Here is a 15420-nt window from a genome sequence, read left to right as displayed (position 1 = left end):
ATCCTGTGGTCAATTCCGGCTTCGTCGCACCAGAGGACCGAGACGCCGTCACGGCGGCGCTGCGCACGCAGCTCGACGGGCTGCCCGCGCGCTCGCCGTTCTACGCGGACTCCTTCGCCGAGCACGGCGTCACGCCCTCGGCACTGTCCACACTCGATGATCTGGCGAAGTTCCCCTTCACCACCAAGCAGATGCTGCGCGACTCGCAGGCCGAGGCGCCCCCGCTCGGCCGGCACGCCGGGGTGGACCTGACCGAGGTCGTCCGCGTGCACGCCTCCACCGGTACCACCGGGAAACCGAGCTGGGTGGGTGTGACGCGGCGTGACGCGGCAGCGTGGACCGAGATGGTGGCGCGGGCCTTCCGCACGATGGGCGCGACACGTGAGGACATCGTGGTGCACGGCGCCGGGCTGACCCTGTTCGTCGGCGGACTGCCGATCCGCGACGCGCTGGAGAGCATCGGCTCCACGTTCGTCCCGATCGGCACCGGGGCGTCCGAAAAGGTCGTGCAGGCCATGGACACCCTCGGTGTCACGGCGCTGCACTCGACGCCGTCCTACGTGCGCTACCTCGCCGAGTACGTGCGCGGGCTCGGCCGCGATCCGCGGGAGTTCGGGCTGCGCAAGGTGTTCGTGGGCGGCGAGCCGGGCGGCGGCGAACCCGCGTTCCGCGAGTACGTGGAACGCGAGTGGGGCGCGCCGGTCACCGAAGGGCTCGGCAACGCCGACATGGCGCCTGTGTTGTTCGGCGAGGCTCCCGGCAGCGGCGGCATGCGCTTCACGGGCGGACGGCACGTGGTGGTGGAGCTGATCGACCCGGACAGCGGCGAGCCCGTCGAGGCCGAGCCCGGCGCCACCGGCGAGCTGGTCTACACCTCCGTGGACCGGGAGTGCTGCCCGCTGGTGCGTTTCCGCACGCACGACCGCGTCGTGATCACCGGCCGCGCCGAGGACGGCGCCCCGCTGATCCGCTGCGTCGGGCGCACCGACGACATGCTGATCGTGCTGGGCGTCAACGTGTTCCCCTCCGCGGTGCGCGACCTGGTGCAGACCCAGCACCCGCGCACCACCGGGGCGGTGCAGATCGTCGTGCCGGGCACCGGGCCGCGGGTGGAGCCGCCGCTGCGCGTCGAGGCCGAGTGGGGCGAGGCCCCCGGCGACCGCGACCAGCTGCGGCAGGAGCTGGAGGGGCTGATCCGCTCGCGGCTGTCGGTCCGCGCCGAGGTGACGCTGGTGCCGCCCGGCACGCTCGAACGGTCCGAGATGAAGTCCCGCCTCGTCCGGCTCGCCGGCTGACACCTGGGAGGAAGCCATGGCAGACACCGTGCGCGCCGCCGTGCAGACCGGCCCCCGCGCCATCGAGATCCGCGAGTTCCCCCGCCCGAAGATCGGTCCCGACGACGGGCTGCTGCGTGTGGAGGCCAACGGCATCTGCGGCAGCGACGTCGAAACCTACAAGGGGCACATGGGTTACAGCGCGCGCGGCCCGTTCATCCCCGGCCACGAGCCGCTCGGCATCGTCGAGGAGCTGGGGGAGCGGGCGGCCGAGCGCTGGGGTGTCCAGCCCGGCGACCGCGTGGCGCTGGAGGTGATCGTGCCGTGCCGCGCGTGCCAGCAGTGCCTCACCGGGCGTTACCAGTCCTGCCCCAACCGCAAGTACGGGCACGGCGTGACCGGCATCGACGTCGAACCGACGCTGTGGGGCGGGCTCGCGGAGTACCTGTACATCTCGCCGGGCAGCGTGCTGCACAAGATCGACCGGAGCGTGCCGGTCGAGGTCGCGGCGATGTTCAACCCGCTCGGCGCCGGGGTGCGCTGGGCGGCGCAGCTGGGCGGGATCCGGCTCGGCGACACCGTGCTCGTGCTCGGCTCCGGGCAGCGGGGGATCGCGTCGGTGATCGCCGCGCGCGCCGCCGGGGCCGGGACGGTCATCGTGACCGGGCTGGAGTCCGACAAGCACAAGCTGGACCTGGCGCGCGAGTTCGGCGCCGACCACACGATCTTCGCCGACTCGGAGAACACCGTCGAGAAGGTCGCCGACCTCACCGGCGGTGCGATGGCCGACGTGACGCTCGAACTCACCCCGATGGCCGCCGCTCCGGTCACCGACGCCCTGCTCGCCACCCGGCACGGCGGCCGCGTCGTGCTCGCGGGCCTCAAGGGCGGCAAGGAGATCCCACTGAGGACGGACCTGATCATCAACCGCGCGCTGCAGGTCTTCGGCGCCTTCGGGGTCGACGCGACCGCCAACGAGCAGGCGATCGCGATCCTCGAATCCGGCCGGTTCCCGCTCGAGAAGATGCACACCCACACCTTCGGTCTCGACGACACCGCGCTCGCGATCGAGACCCTCGCCGGCGAGGTGCCCGGCGAGCAGGCCGTGCACGTCTCCGTCCACCCGAACTCCTAGGAGGCCCCCGTGCTCGCCGACGCCCACGCCCACCTGCTGCCGCGCGACTACCCGGCGGACGCGCCCGCGTGTTTTCCCCGCATGGAACCCGTCGACGGCGAGACCGCGCGGATGTTGTTGTTCGGCAGCCTGAAGTTCAAGGCCCGTGACGCGTTCTTCGACGCCGAACGGCGGATCGACGAGATGGCGGCCTCCGGGGTGGACTTCGAGGTGCTCAGCCCGATGCCGCCCCTGCTGCGCTACGACCTGCCTGTCGCGGACGGGCTCGCGCTGGCACGGCACGTCAACGAGTTCACGGCCACGCTGTGCGCGACCGACCCGTCGCGGTTCGCGGGGCTGGGCATGGTGCCGCTGCAGGACCCGGACGTGGCGACGGCGGAGCTGACCGCCGTGCGGGACGCCGGGTTGCGGGGTGTGGAGATCGCGTCGAACGTGCTCGGGGTGTCCATCGGGGACGAACGGTTCCTGCCGTTCTTCGCGGAGGCGGAACGGCTGGGACTGTCGGTGTTCGTGCACGCGATGCCGAGCCTGAGCGACCGGCTGCCCGCGTCCACGATGGGAACGTACGTCGTGGGGTTGGAGGGCGCGCTCGCCGCCGCGTCGCTGATCACCGGCGGCACGGCGGCGAAGTGCCCGGACCTGCGGGTGTCGTTCAGCCACGCGGCGGGCGGGTTCGGGCTCATGGTGCCGAGGGCGCAGTACTTCTGGAGCGGCACGTGGAACGAGGAGCCGCCGGTGCCGGAGCGCGCGCTCCAGCACGACGACGGCCCCTCGCCACTGGAGTACGCGCGCCGGTTCTACTACGACTCCATGGTGTTCGACGTCCGCGCCGTGCGGTACCTGGTGGACCTGCTGGGTGCCGACCGGTTGCTCGTCGGCTCGGACTTCCCGGCCATGCCCCGGGAGGACCCGGCGGGGCGGACGCTGCGGATGGCGGGCCTGCCGGAGGACGCGCTGGCGGATGTGTTGTGGGGGAACGCCTTCCGGTTCCTCGGCATGGAGCCGCCGGTGAGCTGACCGGAGGCGGCGCGGGGTTGCGCAGCCTGCTTCCCTGCCCTGGCGTGGTGCTTCCGGCCAGCTGCCGAAGGTCGGCGCGGGATTGCGCAGCGCCTTCCCCTGCCCCGGCATGGCCCCTCCGGTCAGCTGACGGGAGCGGCGCGTCTGGCGGGACTGCGCAAGGCGTTTCCCTGCCTCGGCGTGGCGCTTCCGGCCAGCTGACCGGAGGCGGCGCGGGGCGCTGCAACGCCTTCCCCAGCACCGGCGCGGTCAGCTGGCGGCTCGCACGTCCTCGGCGTCGGCGGTGGCGGCGTTGTCCCGCTGGGGTTCGATCTCGGCGAGCCGCCGCCGCAGTGCGCCGGTGACCAGCTCCCACGCGTCCGAGCCCAGCACCAGCCGCCGGGGCGGGTCCGCGGACTCGGCGGCCCGGATCACCCCCGCGATCGTGTTCTCCTCGCTGTCGGTCATCTCCTCCAGCGGGATCGGCGCCGTGTCCCCGGGGCCGCCGCGGTAGGGCTCGCTGACCGGCACGCGCGTGGCGGCGTCGTAGAAGGTCGTGCGCACCATGCCGGGCTCGATGAGCGTCGTGCGGATGCCGAACGGCGCCACCTCCTCGGCCAGTGCCTCGAAGAACCCCTCGATGCCCCACTTGGTGACGTGGTAGAGCGAGAATGCCGGGAACGCGAGGTGCCCGCCCATGCTCGACATCTGCATCAGCAGCCCGCCGCCCTGCGCCCGCAGGTGCGGCACGACCGCGCGGGCGAGCTGGATCGAGCCGGTCAGGTTGGTGGCGATCATCTGGTCGATCTGCTGATCGGTCAGGTCCTCGGCGACGGCGAACACCCCGTAACCCGCGTTGGACACGACGACGTCGATCCGCTCGTGCGCGGCGAACGCCTCGTCGACCACCGCCCGCAGCTGCCGCGTGTCGGTGACGTCCAGCGCCCGCACCCACAGCCGGTCGCCGTAGCGGGCGGCGAGGTCGTCCAGCTGCTCCGGGCGGCGGAGGGTGGCCGCCACCCGGTCACCGCGGGCCAGCACCTGCTCGACGAGTTCACGGCCCAGGCCCCGGGAGGCGCCGGTCACGAACCAGGTCCTCGACATGTCTTCTCTCCTCGTTGTCGTTGGTGCCTTCGTTAGCGAAAACCCGTGCGCGGCAACGAAAAATCCATACGGGCGATGAGAGTTCCGGATCGGAGCCATACGCATGGCGCATGGGTAGGATCGGACCCGTGAGTGAACTGACGATCGCGGGCCTGCGGGTCGTGCGGGAGATCGCGCTGACCGGGTCGTTCACCGCCGCGGCGCGGTTGCTGGGCTATTCGCAGCCCGCGATCTCGCGCCAGGTGGCGGCGATGGAGGCGGCCGCCGGGGCGCCGCTGTTCGTCCGCGAGGGCCGTGGGGTGCGGCTCAGCCCGGCGGGCGAGGTGGTGGTGGAGCACGCGGGCCGGGTGCTGGCCGGGCTGGACGCGCTGCGGCAGGACCTGGCGAGCCTGGACGACCGGCTGGCCGGGCGGATCAAGCTGGGCGCCTTCCCGTCGGCGACCGCGGTGCTGGTCCCGCTGGCGCTCGCCCGGCTGCGGGCGGACCACCCCCGGCTGGAGGTGGCACTGGCCGAGGGCTCGACGCCCACGCTGTTGCGGCAGCTGCGTGCGCGGCGGCTGGGGGTGGCCGTCATCGGGGTCGGCGCGGGCCTGCCGGACTACGACCTGAGCGGGCTCAGGCAGGAGGTGGTGTTCGCCGGGGGCCTGCGCGTGGCCGTGCCCGCGGGCCACCGCCTCGTCGGCGCGGGCACCGTCGAAGTGGCGGAACTGGCGGGGGAGACGTGGATAGCGGGAGAGGGCGCGAACGGCGATCCGCAGTTCCGCGCGTGGCCCACCCTGAGCGACCCGGTGATCGGGCACGTCGTACGCGGCTGGCCGGCGCGGCTGGGGCTCGTCGCGGCGGGACTGGGGCTGTGCCTCGTGCCCGAGGTCGCCGCACTGTCCATTCCGGCGGGTGTGGTCACGGTGGCCGTCGAGGACCCGAGCTGGCAGGACCGGGTCACGCTCGCGGTGACGGCAGCCGAACCTGCCGCGGAGGCCGCCGCGGTGGTCACCGCGCTGCGGCGCGCGGGGGAGGAGATCCACGCCCGTGGGGAGAAGCGTGGTTGATCAGCTTCGGTGGCGGGCTCGGGCCAGGTTGGCTGTCGTGGCAGCGAAAACCCGGCGCTGTCGCGGCCTGCCGCGACAGCGCCGCGGGCGGGGGAATCCGCGCCGGTGGCGGGAAGCCGGGTGGCCGGGGTGGGTCAGCCGGGCTGGCTGCGGCGGGTACCGATACCCGGCCCCGTCGAGGCCGCCGTGTTGCGCCGCGCGGGCCGGAAGATCCGCGCCGGTGGCGGGAAGCCGGGCCACCGCTCACCCTCACCGAGCCGAACCCGCCACCCGGGCGACGCGAGGCGCCCCGGCAAAAAGCCGGGCAGCGGGGCCGAAACCCCGCCACCCGGCGGCGAACGGACCTCAGACCGTGACGGCGGTGCGCCACCCGGGCTGGTAGTCCTCGCGCGCGATCTTCGAGTACGGCGCCGGGCTGACGACGGCCCGCACGCGGAGCTGCTCGTGCGGCTGCACCGTCGTCTTCTTGCTGCCGCCGTCCGGCTCGCCCCACACGACGGTGACCTCGGCGCCCAGCGGCACGTCCGGCTTGACCGTCGCGAGCGACAGCACCTGGCGCTCGTTGGCGCTGTAGCCGGTGAACAGCGACAGGCCGATGGTGTTGCCGTCCGCGTCGAGCACCGAGTCGAAGTTCGACGAACCGTAGTTGGCGTTGGGCAGGTCGAAGAACTGGTACTTCGGGCCGCCCGGCTCGACGAGCGTCGACAGCAGCTTCGCGACGTCCTCGGAGTTCCACGCCAGCGTCACCTTGCGGCGCTGGCTGTCCTTGTCCAGCGCCTCCAGCGCGTCACGGCCGATGAAGTCGTGGTCGAACTTGACGAACCCGCCGTAGCCCAGCTCCCACGGATTGAGGTAGTAGTCCTCGATCCGGTCCGACACGAACGAACCCGCCAGCGCGTTGGTCGCCTCGTAGCTGTCCGCACCGAGCCACTCACGGTACGGACGCAGCTCCTCGCTCGTGTACACGGCGGGCAGGGGCGACGGGATCCAGCCCGACTCCAGGGTGTTGCAGGAGTACGCCCGCGAGCCACACGGCTCGATGCCGAACTCCTGGCCCGCTTCGAGGATCGCGTCACGGATCTTGAAGTAGCTCTCGTACGGGCCCCAGATCTCCAGACCCGGCGCGCCCGCCATGCCGTGGCGCAGCGTGCGCACGCGCTCACCCGCGATGTTCATGTAGCCCATGCGGAAGAACTTCACCTGCTCCACCGGGCCGCCGTTGACCTTCTCGATGACGTCCCACGCCTTCGGGCCCTGGATCTGGAAGCGCCACAGGTCGCGCTTGACCGGCAGGCCGTACGGGCGGGAAGGCGACCGCTGGTCGAGCCGGATGTCCAGGTTGTAGCCCTTGGCCCCCTTGAAGGACAGCCAGTTGGCGACCGGCGCGCGGCCGACGAACACGAACTCCTCCTCCTCGAGCCGGAAGAGGATGCCGTCGCCGATCACCCCGCCCTCGGGGGAGACCGGGACGAACTGCTTCGCCGTGTTGACGGGGAACTTCGCCGTGCTGTTGATGCCGGTGTCGGTGAACAGCTTCAGCGCGTCCGGCCCGGAGACGAACAGGTTGACCATGTGGTGCGACTGGTCGAACAGCACCGCGGTCTCCCGCCACGCGATCGTCTCGCGGCGCCAGTTCGTGAACTCGGCGGGGACCACGGGGTAGATGTAGGCCCCCAGCTGCGAGTTGCGCAGCAGTTCCACCGTGTTGCCCGCCTGGTCCAGCACTTGCTGCAGGTTTTTCGCGTTCATCTGCTACCCGTTCTCGTTCGGATCTACTGAGTTGAAAGCTACGCATGGCGGGTGCGCAGCGGCAGCGAGGAATGGCGGGAATGCAATACTCGCACCGGCCAGGACGCACGGGTCATTTGTCGCGGTACCACCTCGCCGTCGCGCCGTACCGCCGCGGCCCCGGGCCGCCTAGCGTGGGGAAACCCCGGTGATCGACGGGAAAGGGAGGTGGGCCGCATGCGGCCACAGGTGGCGTTCGCGCGGTTCGACGATCTGCGGGCCGGCACGGCGATGGCGTTCCCGGAGATCGCCTACGACCTGGTGGCGCACCGCCCGGAGGACGTGGCCGGGGTGCTCGCCGAGCTGGACCGCGCGACCGCTGACGGTTGGTGGGCCTTCGGTTACGTGGCGTACGAGGCGGCCGCGGGGCTCGACCCCGCGTTGCCGGTGCACGACCCGGTGCCCGGGCTGCCGCTGGCGTGGTTCGGCGTGTGCGCGGCGCCGGAGTCCGTGCCGGTGGTCACCCCGCCCGAGCCCGGCGCGTACCGGGTGGGGGAGTGGACGCCGCAGTGGACCGAGGAGGAACACCGCCGCCGCGTGGAGGCCGTGCGGCGGCACATCGCGGCGGGCGAGACGTACCAGTGCAACCTGACCACGCGCCTGACCGCCGGACTGAGCGGTGATCTCGCCGCCTGCTACGCGGATCTCGCGCTGGCGCAACGGGGTTCGTACAGCGCGTACCTCGACCTCGGCCGGTTCGTGATCGCCGGGGCGAGCCCCGAGCTGTTCTTCGAGATCCGCGACGGCGACGTCCACCTGCGCCCGATGAAGGGCACCGCCCGCCGCGGTGGCACGCCGGAGGAGGACGCCGCGATCGTCGCGAGACTTCGCGCCAGCACCAAGGAACGCGCCGAGAACATCATGATCGTCGACCTGATGCGCAACGACGTGGCGCGCATCGCGGAGACCGGCAGCGTCCGCGTCACCTCGCTGTGCCACGCCGAACAGTACGAGACTGTGCACCAGCTCACATCGGACGTCAGCGCGCGGCTGCTGCCCGGCACCGGGACGGCGGACGTGTTCCGCGCGTTGTTCCCGTGTGGTTCGGTCACGGGCGCGCCGAAACCCCGCACGATGGCCCTGATCCGCGACCTCGAACCCGGGCCGCGTGGCGTCTACTGTGGCGCGGTCGGTGTAGTCGCTCCTGAGGGGGCGCCGTTCCGGGCGCGGTTCAACGTGGCCATCCGCACGGTCCTCGCCGATCGCGACACCGGCCTGGCGACGTACGGTACCGGCGGCGGGATCACGTGGGGGTCCGAACCGGCCGCCGAGTACGCGGAACTGCTGGCCAAAGCGGAGGTCCTGACCGCGCGCCCGCGCATCCCGGGGTGATCGTCGGACATTTGTCGCGGTCAACTCGGCCTCGATGCCCGAGGTAACGCGATCTCTCCTCGGTTGTACTGGAACACATGGGAGAGAGCCTCGAAGCCGCGATCCGCCGTGCGGGCTCGCCGGTCGCGCTGCTGCGCGATTCGGCCGCCCGCCCGCACGCCTTCCCCGTCGCGCCCGAGTTCACCAACTGGCGCTCGGAGCAGCGGGCCTGGCGGACGTCGTGCGTGCTGTTCGACCAGTCGCACCACATGACGGACTTCTTCCTGCGGGGCAAGGACGCGCTGCGGCTGCTGGCGGACTTCGGGGTCAACTCGTTCGCGAACTTCACCCCCGGCAAGGCGAAGCAGTACGTGGCCGCCACTGCGGACGGTCAGCTCGTCGGCGACGCGATCCTGTTCCACCTCGACGACGACTACTTCGACCTCGTCGGCCACTCGATGGTGCCGGACTGGCTGCAGTACCAGGCCGAGACGGGCGGCTACGACGTCACGATCGAGCGCGACCCGAACTCCTACGACCGCCCGTCCGGCCCGCCGCGCCTGTACCGCTACGAACTGCAGGGCCCGACCGCGGGCCCGCTCGTGGAAAAGCTCACCGGCGAGCCGCTGCCCGACGTGAAGTTCTTCCACATGACCGAATTCCGCATCGGCGGGCACCACGTCCGCGCGCTGCGGCACGGCATGGCGGGTCAGCCCGGCTTCGAGCTGTTCGGCCCGTGGGAGGAGGGCGAGGACGTGCTCGGCGCGATCCTCGAAGCCGGGCAGCACACCGGGCTCGTGCGCGCCGGCGCGAAGGCGTACTCCACGGCGAACCTGGAGTCCGGGTGGATCCCCACCCCGGTGCCCGCCGTGTTCGGGCCGGAGCTGACCGGCTACCGCGAGTGGCTGAGCGCGGACTCGCTCGGTTCGCTCGGCGGCAGCATGGACTCGCCGGACATCGCCGACTACTACGTCACCCCCTATGACGTGGGTTACGGCCGCACGGTGAAGTTCGACCACGACTTCCTCGGCCGTGCCGCGCTGGAGCGCCTCGCCGACCGGCCGCGCCGCCGGAAGGTGACGCTCGTCTGGCACCCCGAAGACCTCGCCGCGACCGTCCGCTCGCTCGTGGAACCGGGCACACCGGCCAAGTACCTCGAAATGCCGAAGGCGCGTTACGCGTTCTTCCAGGTGGACAAGGTGCTGCGGGACGGCGTGCCCGTCGGCCTCTCGCTCGACGCCGGGTACCTGACCAACGAGCAGGCGTTCGTGTCACTGGCGACCCTCGACGTCGCCGCAAGCGAACCCGGCACCGAGGTCACGGTGCTGTGGGGCGAGGAGCCCAACTCCGCCAAGCCCGCCGTCGAACGCCACCGGCAGACCGCGGTCAGGGCGACGGTCGCGCCCGCGCCGTTCGTCCGGGAAGTCCGCGACTCCTACCGCAGGTCGTGATCCCCCGTCGTGCCCGCACACAGGAATGAGGAACAGCCCATGACCACCCAGCAGGAGGTGCCCGGCGCCCGGCGGTCGGGCTTCGCCGAACTCGTGCACGCCATGAGCTACGAGGTGATGCCGTTCAAGAACACCGAGCGGGACGTGCTGGAGTACGTGCCGACGTCGGTGCCGCTCACGGTGACGGTCACCGAGGCGAAGGGCATCGGGGCGACGCTGGACCTCGCGGAACGCTTGCTGGGGCACGGTTACCAGGTCGCGCCGCACCTGCCCGCCCGGCAGTTCACCGACGACGCGCACGTCGCCGACGTGGTCGCGCGGCTGCGCGAGTCCGGGTTCCGCTCGGTGTTCGTCGTGGGCGGCGACGCGCCGAAGCCGGCGGGCCGGTTCACCGACGCGTACTCGCTGCTGCAGGCGATGGACGAGCTCGGCCACCCCTTCGAGGAGGTCGGCATCGGCGGGTACCCCGAGGGGCACGCCAAGATCCCGCAGGAGGCGCTGGACCTCGCGCTCAAGCAGAAGGCGCCGCTGGCCACGCGCATCCTCACGCAGATCTGCTTCGACGCGGGCACGACCGCGAACTGGGCCGCGGGCCTGGCGGAGGACGGGATCGGGCTGCCCATCTACGTCGGGATGCCGGGGCCGGTCAACCGGCAGAAGCTGGTGCGGATCTCCGCCGGGATCGGGCTGGGGCAGTCCGCGCGGTTCCTGCAGAAGCAGCAGAGCCTGTTCTGGCGGTTCCTGCTGCCCGGCGGCTACAACCCGACCAAGCTCGCCAAGCGCCTCGCCGCGGCCGCGCCGAAGGTGGACGCCAACCTCGGCGGCCTGCACATCTTCACGTTCAACGAGCTGCGGGGCACCGAGCAGTGGCGGCAGCGGCTGCTGGCCTCGCTCCCCGAGAAGGACCGGTCATGACCGAACTGACGCACCAGACCGACTACGGCCGCCTGATCGTCCAGGGCGCCGACCGCCCCGGCATCGTCTCGACGGTGTCCGCGGTGCTCACCGAGCACGGCGCCAACATCGTGTCGCTGGACCAGTCGTCGAGCGACCCGTCGGGCGGCCGGTTCTTCCAGCGCACCGTGTTCCACCTGCCGGAGCTGTCGGTGAAGCTGGACGAGCTGAACGCCGCGCTGGAGACGCGGCTGGGCGAGGACCTCGGGCTGGAGTTCCGGCTCGTGGAGGCCCGCAAGCGCAAGCGCGTCGCGGTGTTCGTGTCCAAAGCGGACCACTGCCTGCTCGACCTGCTGTGGCGGCAGCGGCGCGGCGAGATCCCGATGACGGTGCCGATGGTCGTGTCCAACCACCCCGACCTCGGCGACGACGTGCGGCAGTTCGGCATCCCGTTCTTCTACGTGCCGGTCGAGAAGGGCCGCAAGGAGGCCGCGGAGAAGGAACAGCTGAACCTGCTGAAGGGCAACATCGACCTGCTCGTGCTCGCGCGGTACATGCAGATCCTGTCGGGGGAGTTCCTCGAGGAGCTCGGCGTGCCCGTGATCAACATCCACCACTCGTTCCTGCCCGCGTTCATGGGCGCCGGCCCGTACCAGCGCGCGAAGGAACGCGGCGTGAAGCTGGTCGGCGCGACGGCGCACTACGTGACCGAGGACCTCGACGAGGGCCCGATCATCGAGCAGGACGTGATCCGCGTGTCGCACCACGAATCGGTGCGGGAGCTGCAGCGCAAGGGCGCGGACGTGGAACGCCTTGTCCTGTCGCGGGCGGTGGAGTGGCACTGCGAAGATCGCGTGCTGCGCGACGGCAACACCACGGTGGTGTTTTCGTGACCGCACGGATCCTCGACGGCCGGGCCACCTCGGCCGCCATGCTGGACCGCGTCCGCGAGGAGGTGGCGGAGTTCTCCCGCGAGCACGGGCGCGTGCCGGTGCTCGCGACCGTCCTCGTCGGGGACGACCCGGCGTCGCACACGTACGTGCGCATGAAGGCCAACCGGTGCGCGAAGGTCGGCATGGAGTCGCGGCGCGTGGAGCTGGACGCCGGGATCAGCACGGAGACCCTCGTCAAGACGATCCGCGAGCTGTCGGCGGATCCGGCGGTCGACGGCATCCTGCTCCAGCACCCGGTGCCCGGGCACATCGACGAGCGGGCGGCGTTCGAGGCGATCGACCCGGCGAAGGACGTCGACGGCGTGACCCGGACTTCCTTCGCCCGCATGGCTTTCGACGAAGGCGGGTTCGCCTCGGCGACGCCCGGCGGGATCATGGCGCTGCTCGACGCGTACGAGATCCCCTTGTCCGGCAAGCACGCCGTCGTCGTCGGGCGCAGCCCGATCCTCGGCAAGCCCGTCGGCATGCTCCTGCTGGCACGGGATGCGACAGTCACGTACTGCCACTCGCGCACCCGGGACCTGGCGGAGCACGTGGCGCGGGCGGACATCGTCGTCGCGGCCGTGGGCCGTCCGGAGCTCATCCGGGGGGAGTGGATCAAGCCCGGGGCGGTCGTCGTCGACGCCGGGTACGCCGACAACAGGGGTGACGTGGAGTACGAGGCGGCGGCGGAACGCGCCTCGTTCATCACGCCGGTGCCCGGTGGCGTCGGCCCGATGACCATCGCGACCCTGCTCGCCCAGACGGTACGGGCGGCGCGGGAGGGAACGGAAAAGTGACCCAGGCACAGGACAACTACCTGCTCGACCTGTCGGCGAGCCGGCGCGGGTACGCGATCAACCGGCTCTGCGGGTCCTTGAAGGACGCCGCGAACCGGGAGCGGTTCAGCGAGGACGAGGCCGCCTACTGCGACGCCTACGGGCTTTCGCCGGAGCAGAAGCGCGCGGTGCTCGAACGGGACTGGACCGGGATGCTCGACCTCGGGGCGTCCATCTTCTACACCTACAAACTGGCGATGCTGGACAAGAAGTCGATGCAGTACCTCGGTGGCGTGTTCACCGGGATGTCGGCGGAGGAGTTCACCGCCCTGCTGCGCTCGGGAGGGCGGCGTTTTGGCTAGGGTGATCTGGGGTCTGGCGACCTCGCACGTGCCGTCGATCGGCGCGGCCATGGACTCCGGGAAGACCGGGGACCCGTACTGGAAGCCGTTGTTCGACGGGTACGCCCCGGCGCGGGCGTGGATGGCGGAGCACAAGCCGGACGTCGCCGTGGTGGTCTACAACGACCACGCCAACGCGGTGGACCTCGACATGGTGCCCGCGTTCGCGATCGGCACCGCGGAGGAGTACAAGCCCGCCGACGAGGGCTGGGGCCCGCGTCCCGTGCCGACCGTGCAGGGCGCGCCGGAGTTCAGCGAGCACCTGGTGCGTGAGCTGACCGACGAGTGGTTCGACATCACCACCTGCCACCGCCTCGACGTCGACCACGGGCTGACCGTGCCGTTGTCGGTGTACTGCCCCGATCCGGGGCCGGAGTGGCCCTGCCCGGTGGTGCCGGTGCTGGTCAACGTGATCCAGTACCCGCAGCCGAGCGCGGCGCGGTGTTACGCGCTGGGACAGGCGCTCGGGCGGGCGATCCGCTCGTTCCCGGAGGATCTGAAGGTCGCCGTGTTCGGCACCGGTGGCATGTCGCACCAGCTCGCGGGCGCGCGGGCGGGGCTCATCAACCCCGAGTTCGACCGCATGTTCCTGGAGGCCATCGAGACCGATCCGGAGAAGCTCGCGGCGCTGACGCGGGAGGACTACATCCGCGAGGCGGGCACCGAGGGCATCGAGCTGATCATGTGGCTCGTGATGCGCGGGGCGCTGAGCGGGAACATCCGGCGGATCGCGGAGACCTACCACGTACCGGCGTCCAACACCGCGGCCGCGCTGGCTTTGTTCGAGGAGCTTTCGTGAGTGTTTTCGTGTTGCTGCACGGGGCTTGGCACGGTGGCTGGGCGTGGCAGCGGGTCGCGCCGCTGCTGCGGGCCGAGGGGCACGAGGTGTACGCGCCGACGTTGACGGGCGTGAGCGACCGGGCGCACCTGCTGAACCCTTCGGTGGGCCTGAGCACGCACGTGCAGGACGTGGTGGCGCTGCTGGAGGCCCACGACCTCGAGGACGTGGTGCTGGTCGGGCACAGCTACGCCGGGCAGGTCGTGACGGGCGTGGCGGACCGCGTGCCTTCGCGGATCGCCCGCCGGGTGTACCTGGACGCCTTCGTCGGCGACGACGGTGAGGCCGCGATCGACCTGCTGCCGGAGACGGTGGCCGGGCACTACCGGGAGTCGGTGGCGGGGCCGGGGTTCGGCTGGCTGATCCCGGTCCGGTCGCTGACGGTGCTGGGCGTGACGGAGCAGGCCGATTTGGACTGGCTGACCCCGCGCCTGACGCCCCACCCGTGGCTGACGTACACCGAACCGTTGCGGCTCAAGGGTTCCGAGGTCCCGGCGGCGTTCATCGAGTGCGTGGACTGGATGCGGGTGTTCCGCCCCCACGCCGAACGCGCAGCCGCGAGGGGCTGGCCGGTGCACGAAGTGGCGACCGGCCACGAGGCGATGGTCACGGCCCCCAAGGAACTGGCCGACGTACTCCTGACGCTGGCGTGATGCCCGCGGCGCGGGATGCGGTTGCCGTGTCCCGCGCCGGGGTTGGGCCGTGCCGCGGTGCCTGGCGCCGAGTCCTACGTCCTGCCGGGCCGGGCAACGCTGCCCTAACGCCTGATCGCGTGGCGGCGTTGGGGCTGCCGTGCCGCGACCGGCAGCCGGCAACCGCCGCCAGCCACCGACCTCACCCCTGCGGCGGTACCAGCCCCTCCCGGACGGCGACCAGCGCCGCCTGCGTGCGGGAGCTCAGCTCCAGCTTCCGCAGCACGTTGCTGACGTGGGTGCGGGCCGTGCGCTCGCTGATCACCAGTTCCGCCGCGATCTCCCGGTTCGACCGGCCGCCCGCGAGCAGCATCAGCACGTCCCGTTCCCGGTCGGTCAGCGCGCCGAGCCCCGTGCGCGGCGACACCAGCTCCCGCGTGAGCCGCCGCGCGACGGACGGGTCCAGGAACACCTCGCCGCGGGCGGCGGCGCGGATCGCGGCCACCACCTCGTCCGGGCCGGCGCTCTTGAGCAGGTAACCCGCCGCCCCGCCGGCCAGCGCCGCGTGCACCCGCTCCGTCTCGCCGAAGCTCGTCAGCACCACCACGCGCACACCCGGGAACCCTTGCGCCACACGGGAAATCACGCCGATCCCATCCATCCCCGGCATCAGCAGGTCGAGCAGGACCACGTCGGGTTCCTCCCGGTGCGCTGCCATCGCCGCGAGCCGGTCCAGCGCCTCCTGACCGTCACCGGCCTCCGCGACGACCTCGATCCCGTCGAGCACCTCCAGGTACGCCCGGATGCCCCGCCGCACGACGGCGTGGTCGTCGACG

At 71.7% G+C, this 15420-nt stretch carries 15 protein-coding genes; 12 read left to right on the top strand and 3 right to left on the bottom strand.

Features of this window, described 5'->3' with window-relative positions; all coding sequences use genetic code 11:
* Nucleotides 1–5: 5 nt before the first annotated feature.
* The 3 genes from BMZ92_RS19675 to BMZ92_RS19665 are packed head-to-tail and all read left to right on the top strand — an operon-like array spanning nt 6 to nt 3426.
* Nucleotides 6–1295 carry a phenylacetate--CoA ligase family protein gene (locus BMZ92_RS19675; protein ID WP_091509646.1) on the top strand — a complete coding sequence of 430 codons (1290 nt, stop codon included), beginning with the start codon at nt 6–8 and terminating at the stop codon, nt 1293–1295.
* 16 nt (nt 1296–1311) lie between these two features.
* The gene (locus BMZ92_RS19670; RefSeq protein ID WP_091509643.1) at nt 1312–2409 is read left to right on the top strand and encodes a zinc-dependent alcohol dehydrogenase; all 1098 of its coding nucleotides are present in this window, start codon (nt 1312–1314) and stop codon (nt 2407–2409) included.
* Nucleotides 2410–2418: 9 nt separating this feature from the next.
* Nucleotides 2419–3426 carry an amidohydrolase family protein gene (locus BMZ92_RS19665; RefSeq protein WP_091509642.1) on the top strand — a complete coding sequence of 336 codons (1008 nt, stop codon included), beginning with the start codon at nt 2419–2421 and terminating at the stop codon, nt 3424–3426.
* Between the two features lie 249 nt (nt 3427–3675).
* Here the strand turns inward: BMZ92_RS19665 and BMZ92_RS19660 are convergent, their stop codons facing one another.
* Nucleotides 3676–4509 (bottom strand): SDR family oxidoreductase, encoded by an 834-nt coding sequence (locus BMZ92_RS19660; RefSeq protein ID WP_091509639.1) that lies wholly within the window; start codon nt 4507–4509, stop codon nt 3676–3678.
* Between the two features lie 128 nt (nt 4510–4637).
* On the opposite strand from BMZ92_RS19660, the gene BMZ92_RS19655 reads away from it, so the two are divergent.
* Nucleotides 4638–5558, top strand: a complete 921-nt coding sequence (locus tag BMZ92_RS19655) for a LysR family transcriptional regulator (RefSeq protein ID WP_091509637.1) — start codon at nt 4638–4640, stop codon at nt 5556–5558.
* Between the two features lie 345 nt (nt 5559–5903).
* Here BMZ92_RS19655 and ligM read toward each other — a convergent pair whose 3' ends face one another.
* Nucleotides 5904–7307, bottom strand: a complete 1404-nt coding sequence (gene ligM, locus BMZ92_RS19650) for a vanillate/3-O-methylgallate O-demethylase (protein ID WP_091509635.1) — start codon at nt 7305–7307, stop codon at nt 5904–5906.
* A 216-nt stretch (nt 7308–7523) separates the two neighbouring features.
* Here ligM and pabB point away from each other — a divergent pair, with 216 nt between their 5' ends.
* The 8 genes from pabB (at nt 7524) to BMZ92_RS19610 (ending at nt 14605) form a co-directional block, all read left to right on the top strand.
* Nucleotides 7524–8678 carry an aminodeoxychorismate synthase component I gene (gene pabB, locus BMZ92_RS19645; RefSeq protein WP_091509878.1) on the top strand — a complete coding sequence of 385 codons (1155 nt, stop codon included), beginning with the start codon at nt 7524–7526 and terminating at the stop codon, nt 8676–8678.
* Nucleotides 8679–8755: 77 nt separating this feature from the next.
* The gene (locus BMZ92_RS19640; RefSeq protein ID WP_091509632.1) at nt 8756–10108 is read left to right on the top strand and encodes an aminomethyltransferase family protein; all 1353 of its coding nucleotides are present in this window, start codon (nt 8756–8758) and stop codon (nt 10106–10108) included.
* A 39-nt stretch (nt 10109–10147) separates the two neighbouring features.
* Nucleotides 10148–11023 carry a methylenetetrahydrofolate reductase gene (locus BMZ92_RS19635; RefSeq protein WP_091509631.1) on the top strand — a complete coding sequence of 292 codons (876 nt, stop codon included), beginning with the start codon at nt 10148–10150 and terminating at the stop codon, nt 11021–11023.
* Entirely contained in the window at nt 11020–11895 is an 876-nt protein-coding gene (purU, locus tag BMZ92_RS19630; protein WP_091509629.1) for a formyltetrahydrofolate deformylase, read from the top strand. Before BMZ92_RS19635 ends, purU begins: the two co-directional genes overlap by 4 nt.
* Entirely contained in the window at nt 11892–12734 is an 843-nt protein-coding gene (locus BMZ92_RS19625; RefSeq protein ID WP_091509628.1) for a bifunctional 5,10-methylenetetrahydrofolate dehydrogenase/5,10-methenyltetrahydrofolate cyclohydrolase, read from the top strand. Before purU ends, BMZ92_RS19625 begins: the two co-directional genes overlap by 4 nt.
* Nucleotides 12731–13075, top strand: a complete 345-nt coding sequence (locus BMZ92_RS19620; RefSeq protein WP_091509626.1) for a protocatechuate 3,4-dioxygenase — start codon at nt 12731–12733, stop codon at nt 13073–13075. The genes BMZ92_RS19625 and BMZ92_RS19620 overlap by 4 nt, the downstream gene beginning before the upstream one ends.
* 1 nt (nt 13076) lies before the next feature.
* Nucleotides 13077–13913 (top strand): class III extradiol dioxygenase subunit beta, encoded by an 837-nt coding sequence (locus tag BMZ92_RS19615; RefSeq protein WP_483860454.1) that lies wholly within the window; start codon nt 13077–13079, stop codon nt 13911–13913.
* Nucleotides 13910–14605 carry an alpha/beta fold hydrolase gene (locus tag BMZ92_RS19610; RefSeq protein ID WP_091509622.1) on the top strand — a complete coding sequence of 232 codons (696 nt, stop codon included), beginning with the start codon at nt 13910–13912 and terminating at the stop codon, nt 14603–14605. Before BMZ92_RS19615 ends, BMZ92_RS19610 begins: the two co-directional genes overlap by 4 nt.
* A 181-nt stretch (nt 14606–14786) precedes the next feature.
* On the opposite strand, the gene BMZ92_RS19605 is transcribed toward BMZ92_RS19610, so the two are convergent.
* Nucleotides 14787–15401: a response regulator transcription factor gene (locus tag BMZ92_RS19605; protein WP_245783141.1), complete on the bottom strand. Its 615-nt coding sequence runs from the start codon at nt 15399–15401 to the stop codon at nt 14787–14789.
* Nucleotides 15402–15420: the final 19 nt, after the last annotated feature.

Origin of the sequence: Amycolatopsis sacchari, from assembly GCF_900114035.1 — a bacterium.
In the GTDB taxonomy this organism is placed as follows: Bacteria; Actinomycetota; Actinomycetes; order Mycobacteriales; family Pseudonocardiaceae; genus Amycolatopsis_E; species Amycolatopsis_E sacchari.
The sequence above is the reverse complement of the archived record's forward strand: the minus strand, read 5'-3'. Positions and strand labels throughout refer to the sequence as shown.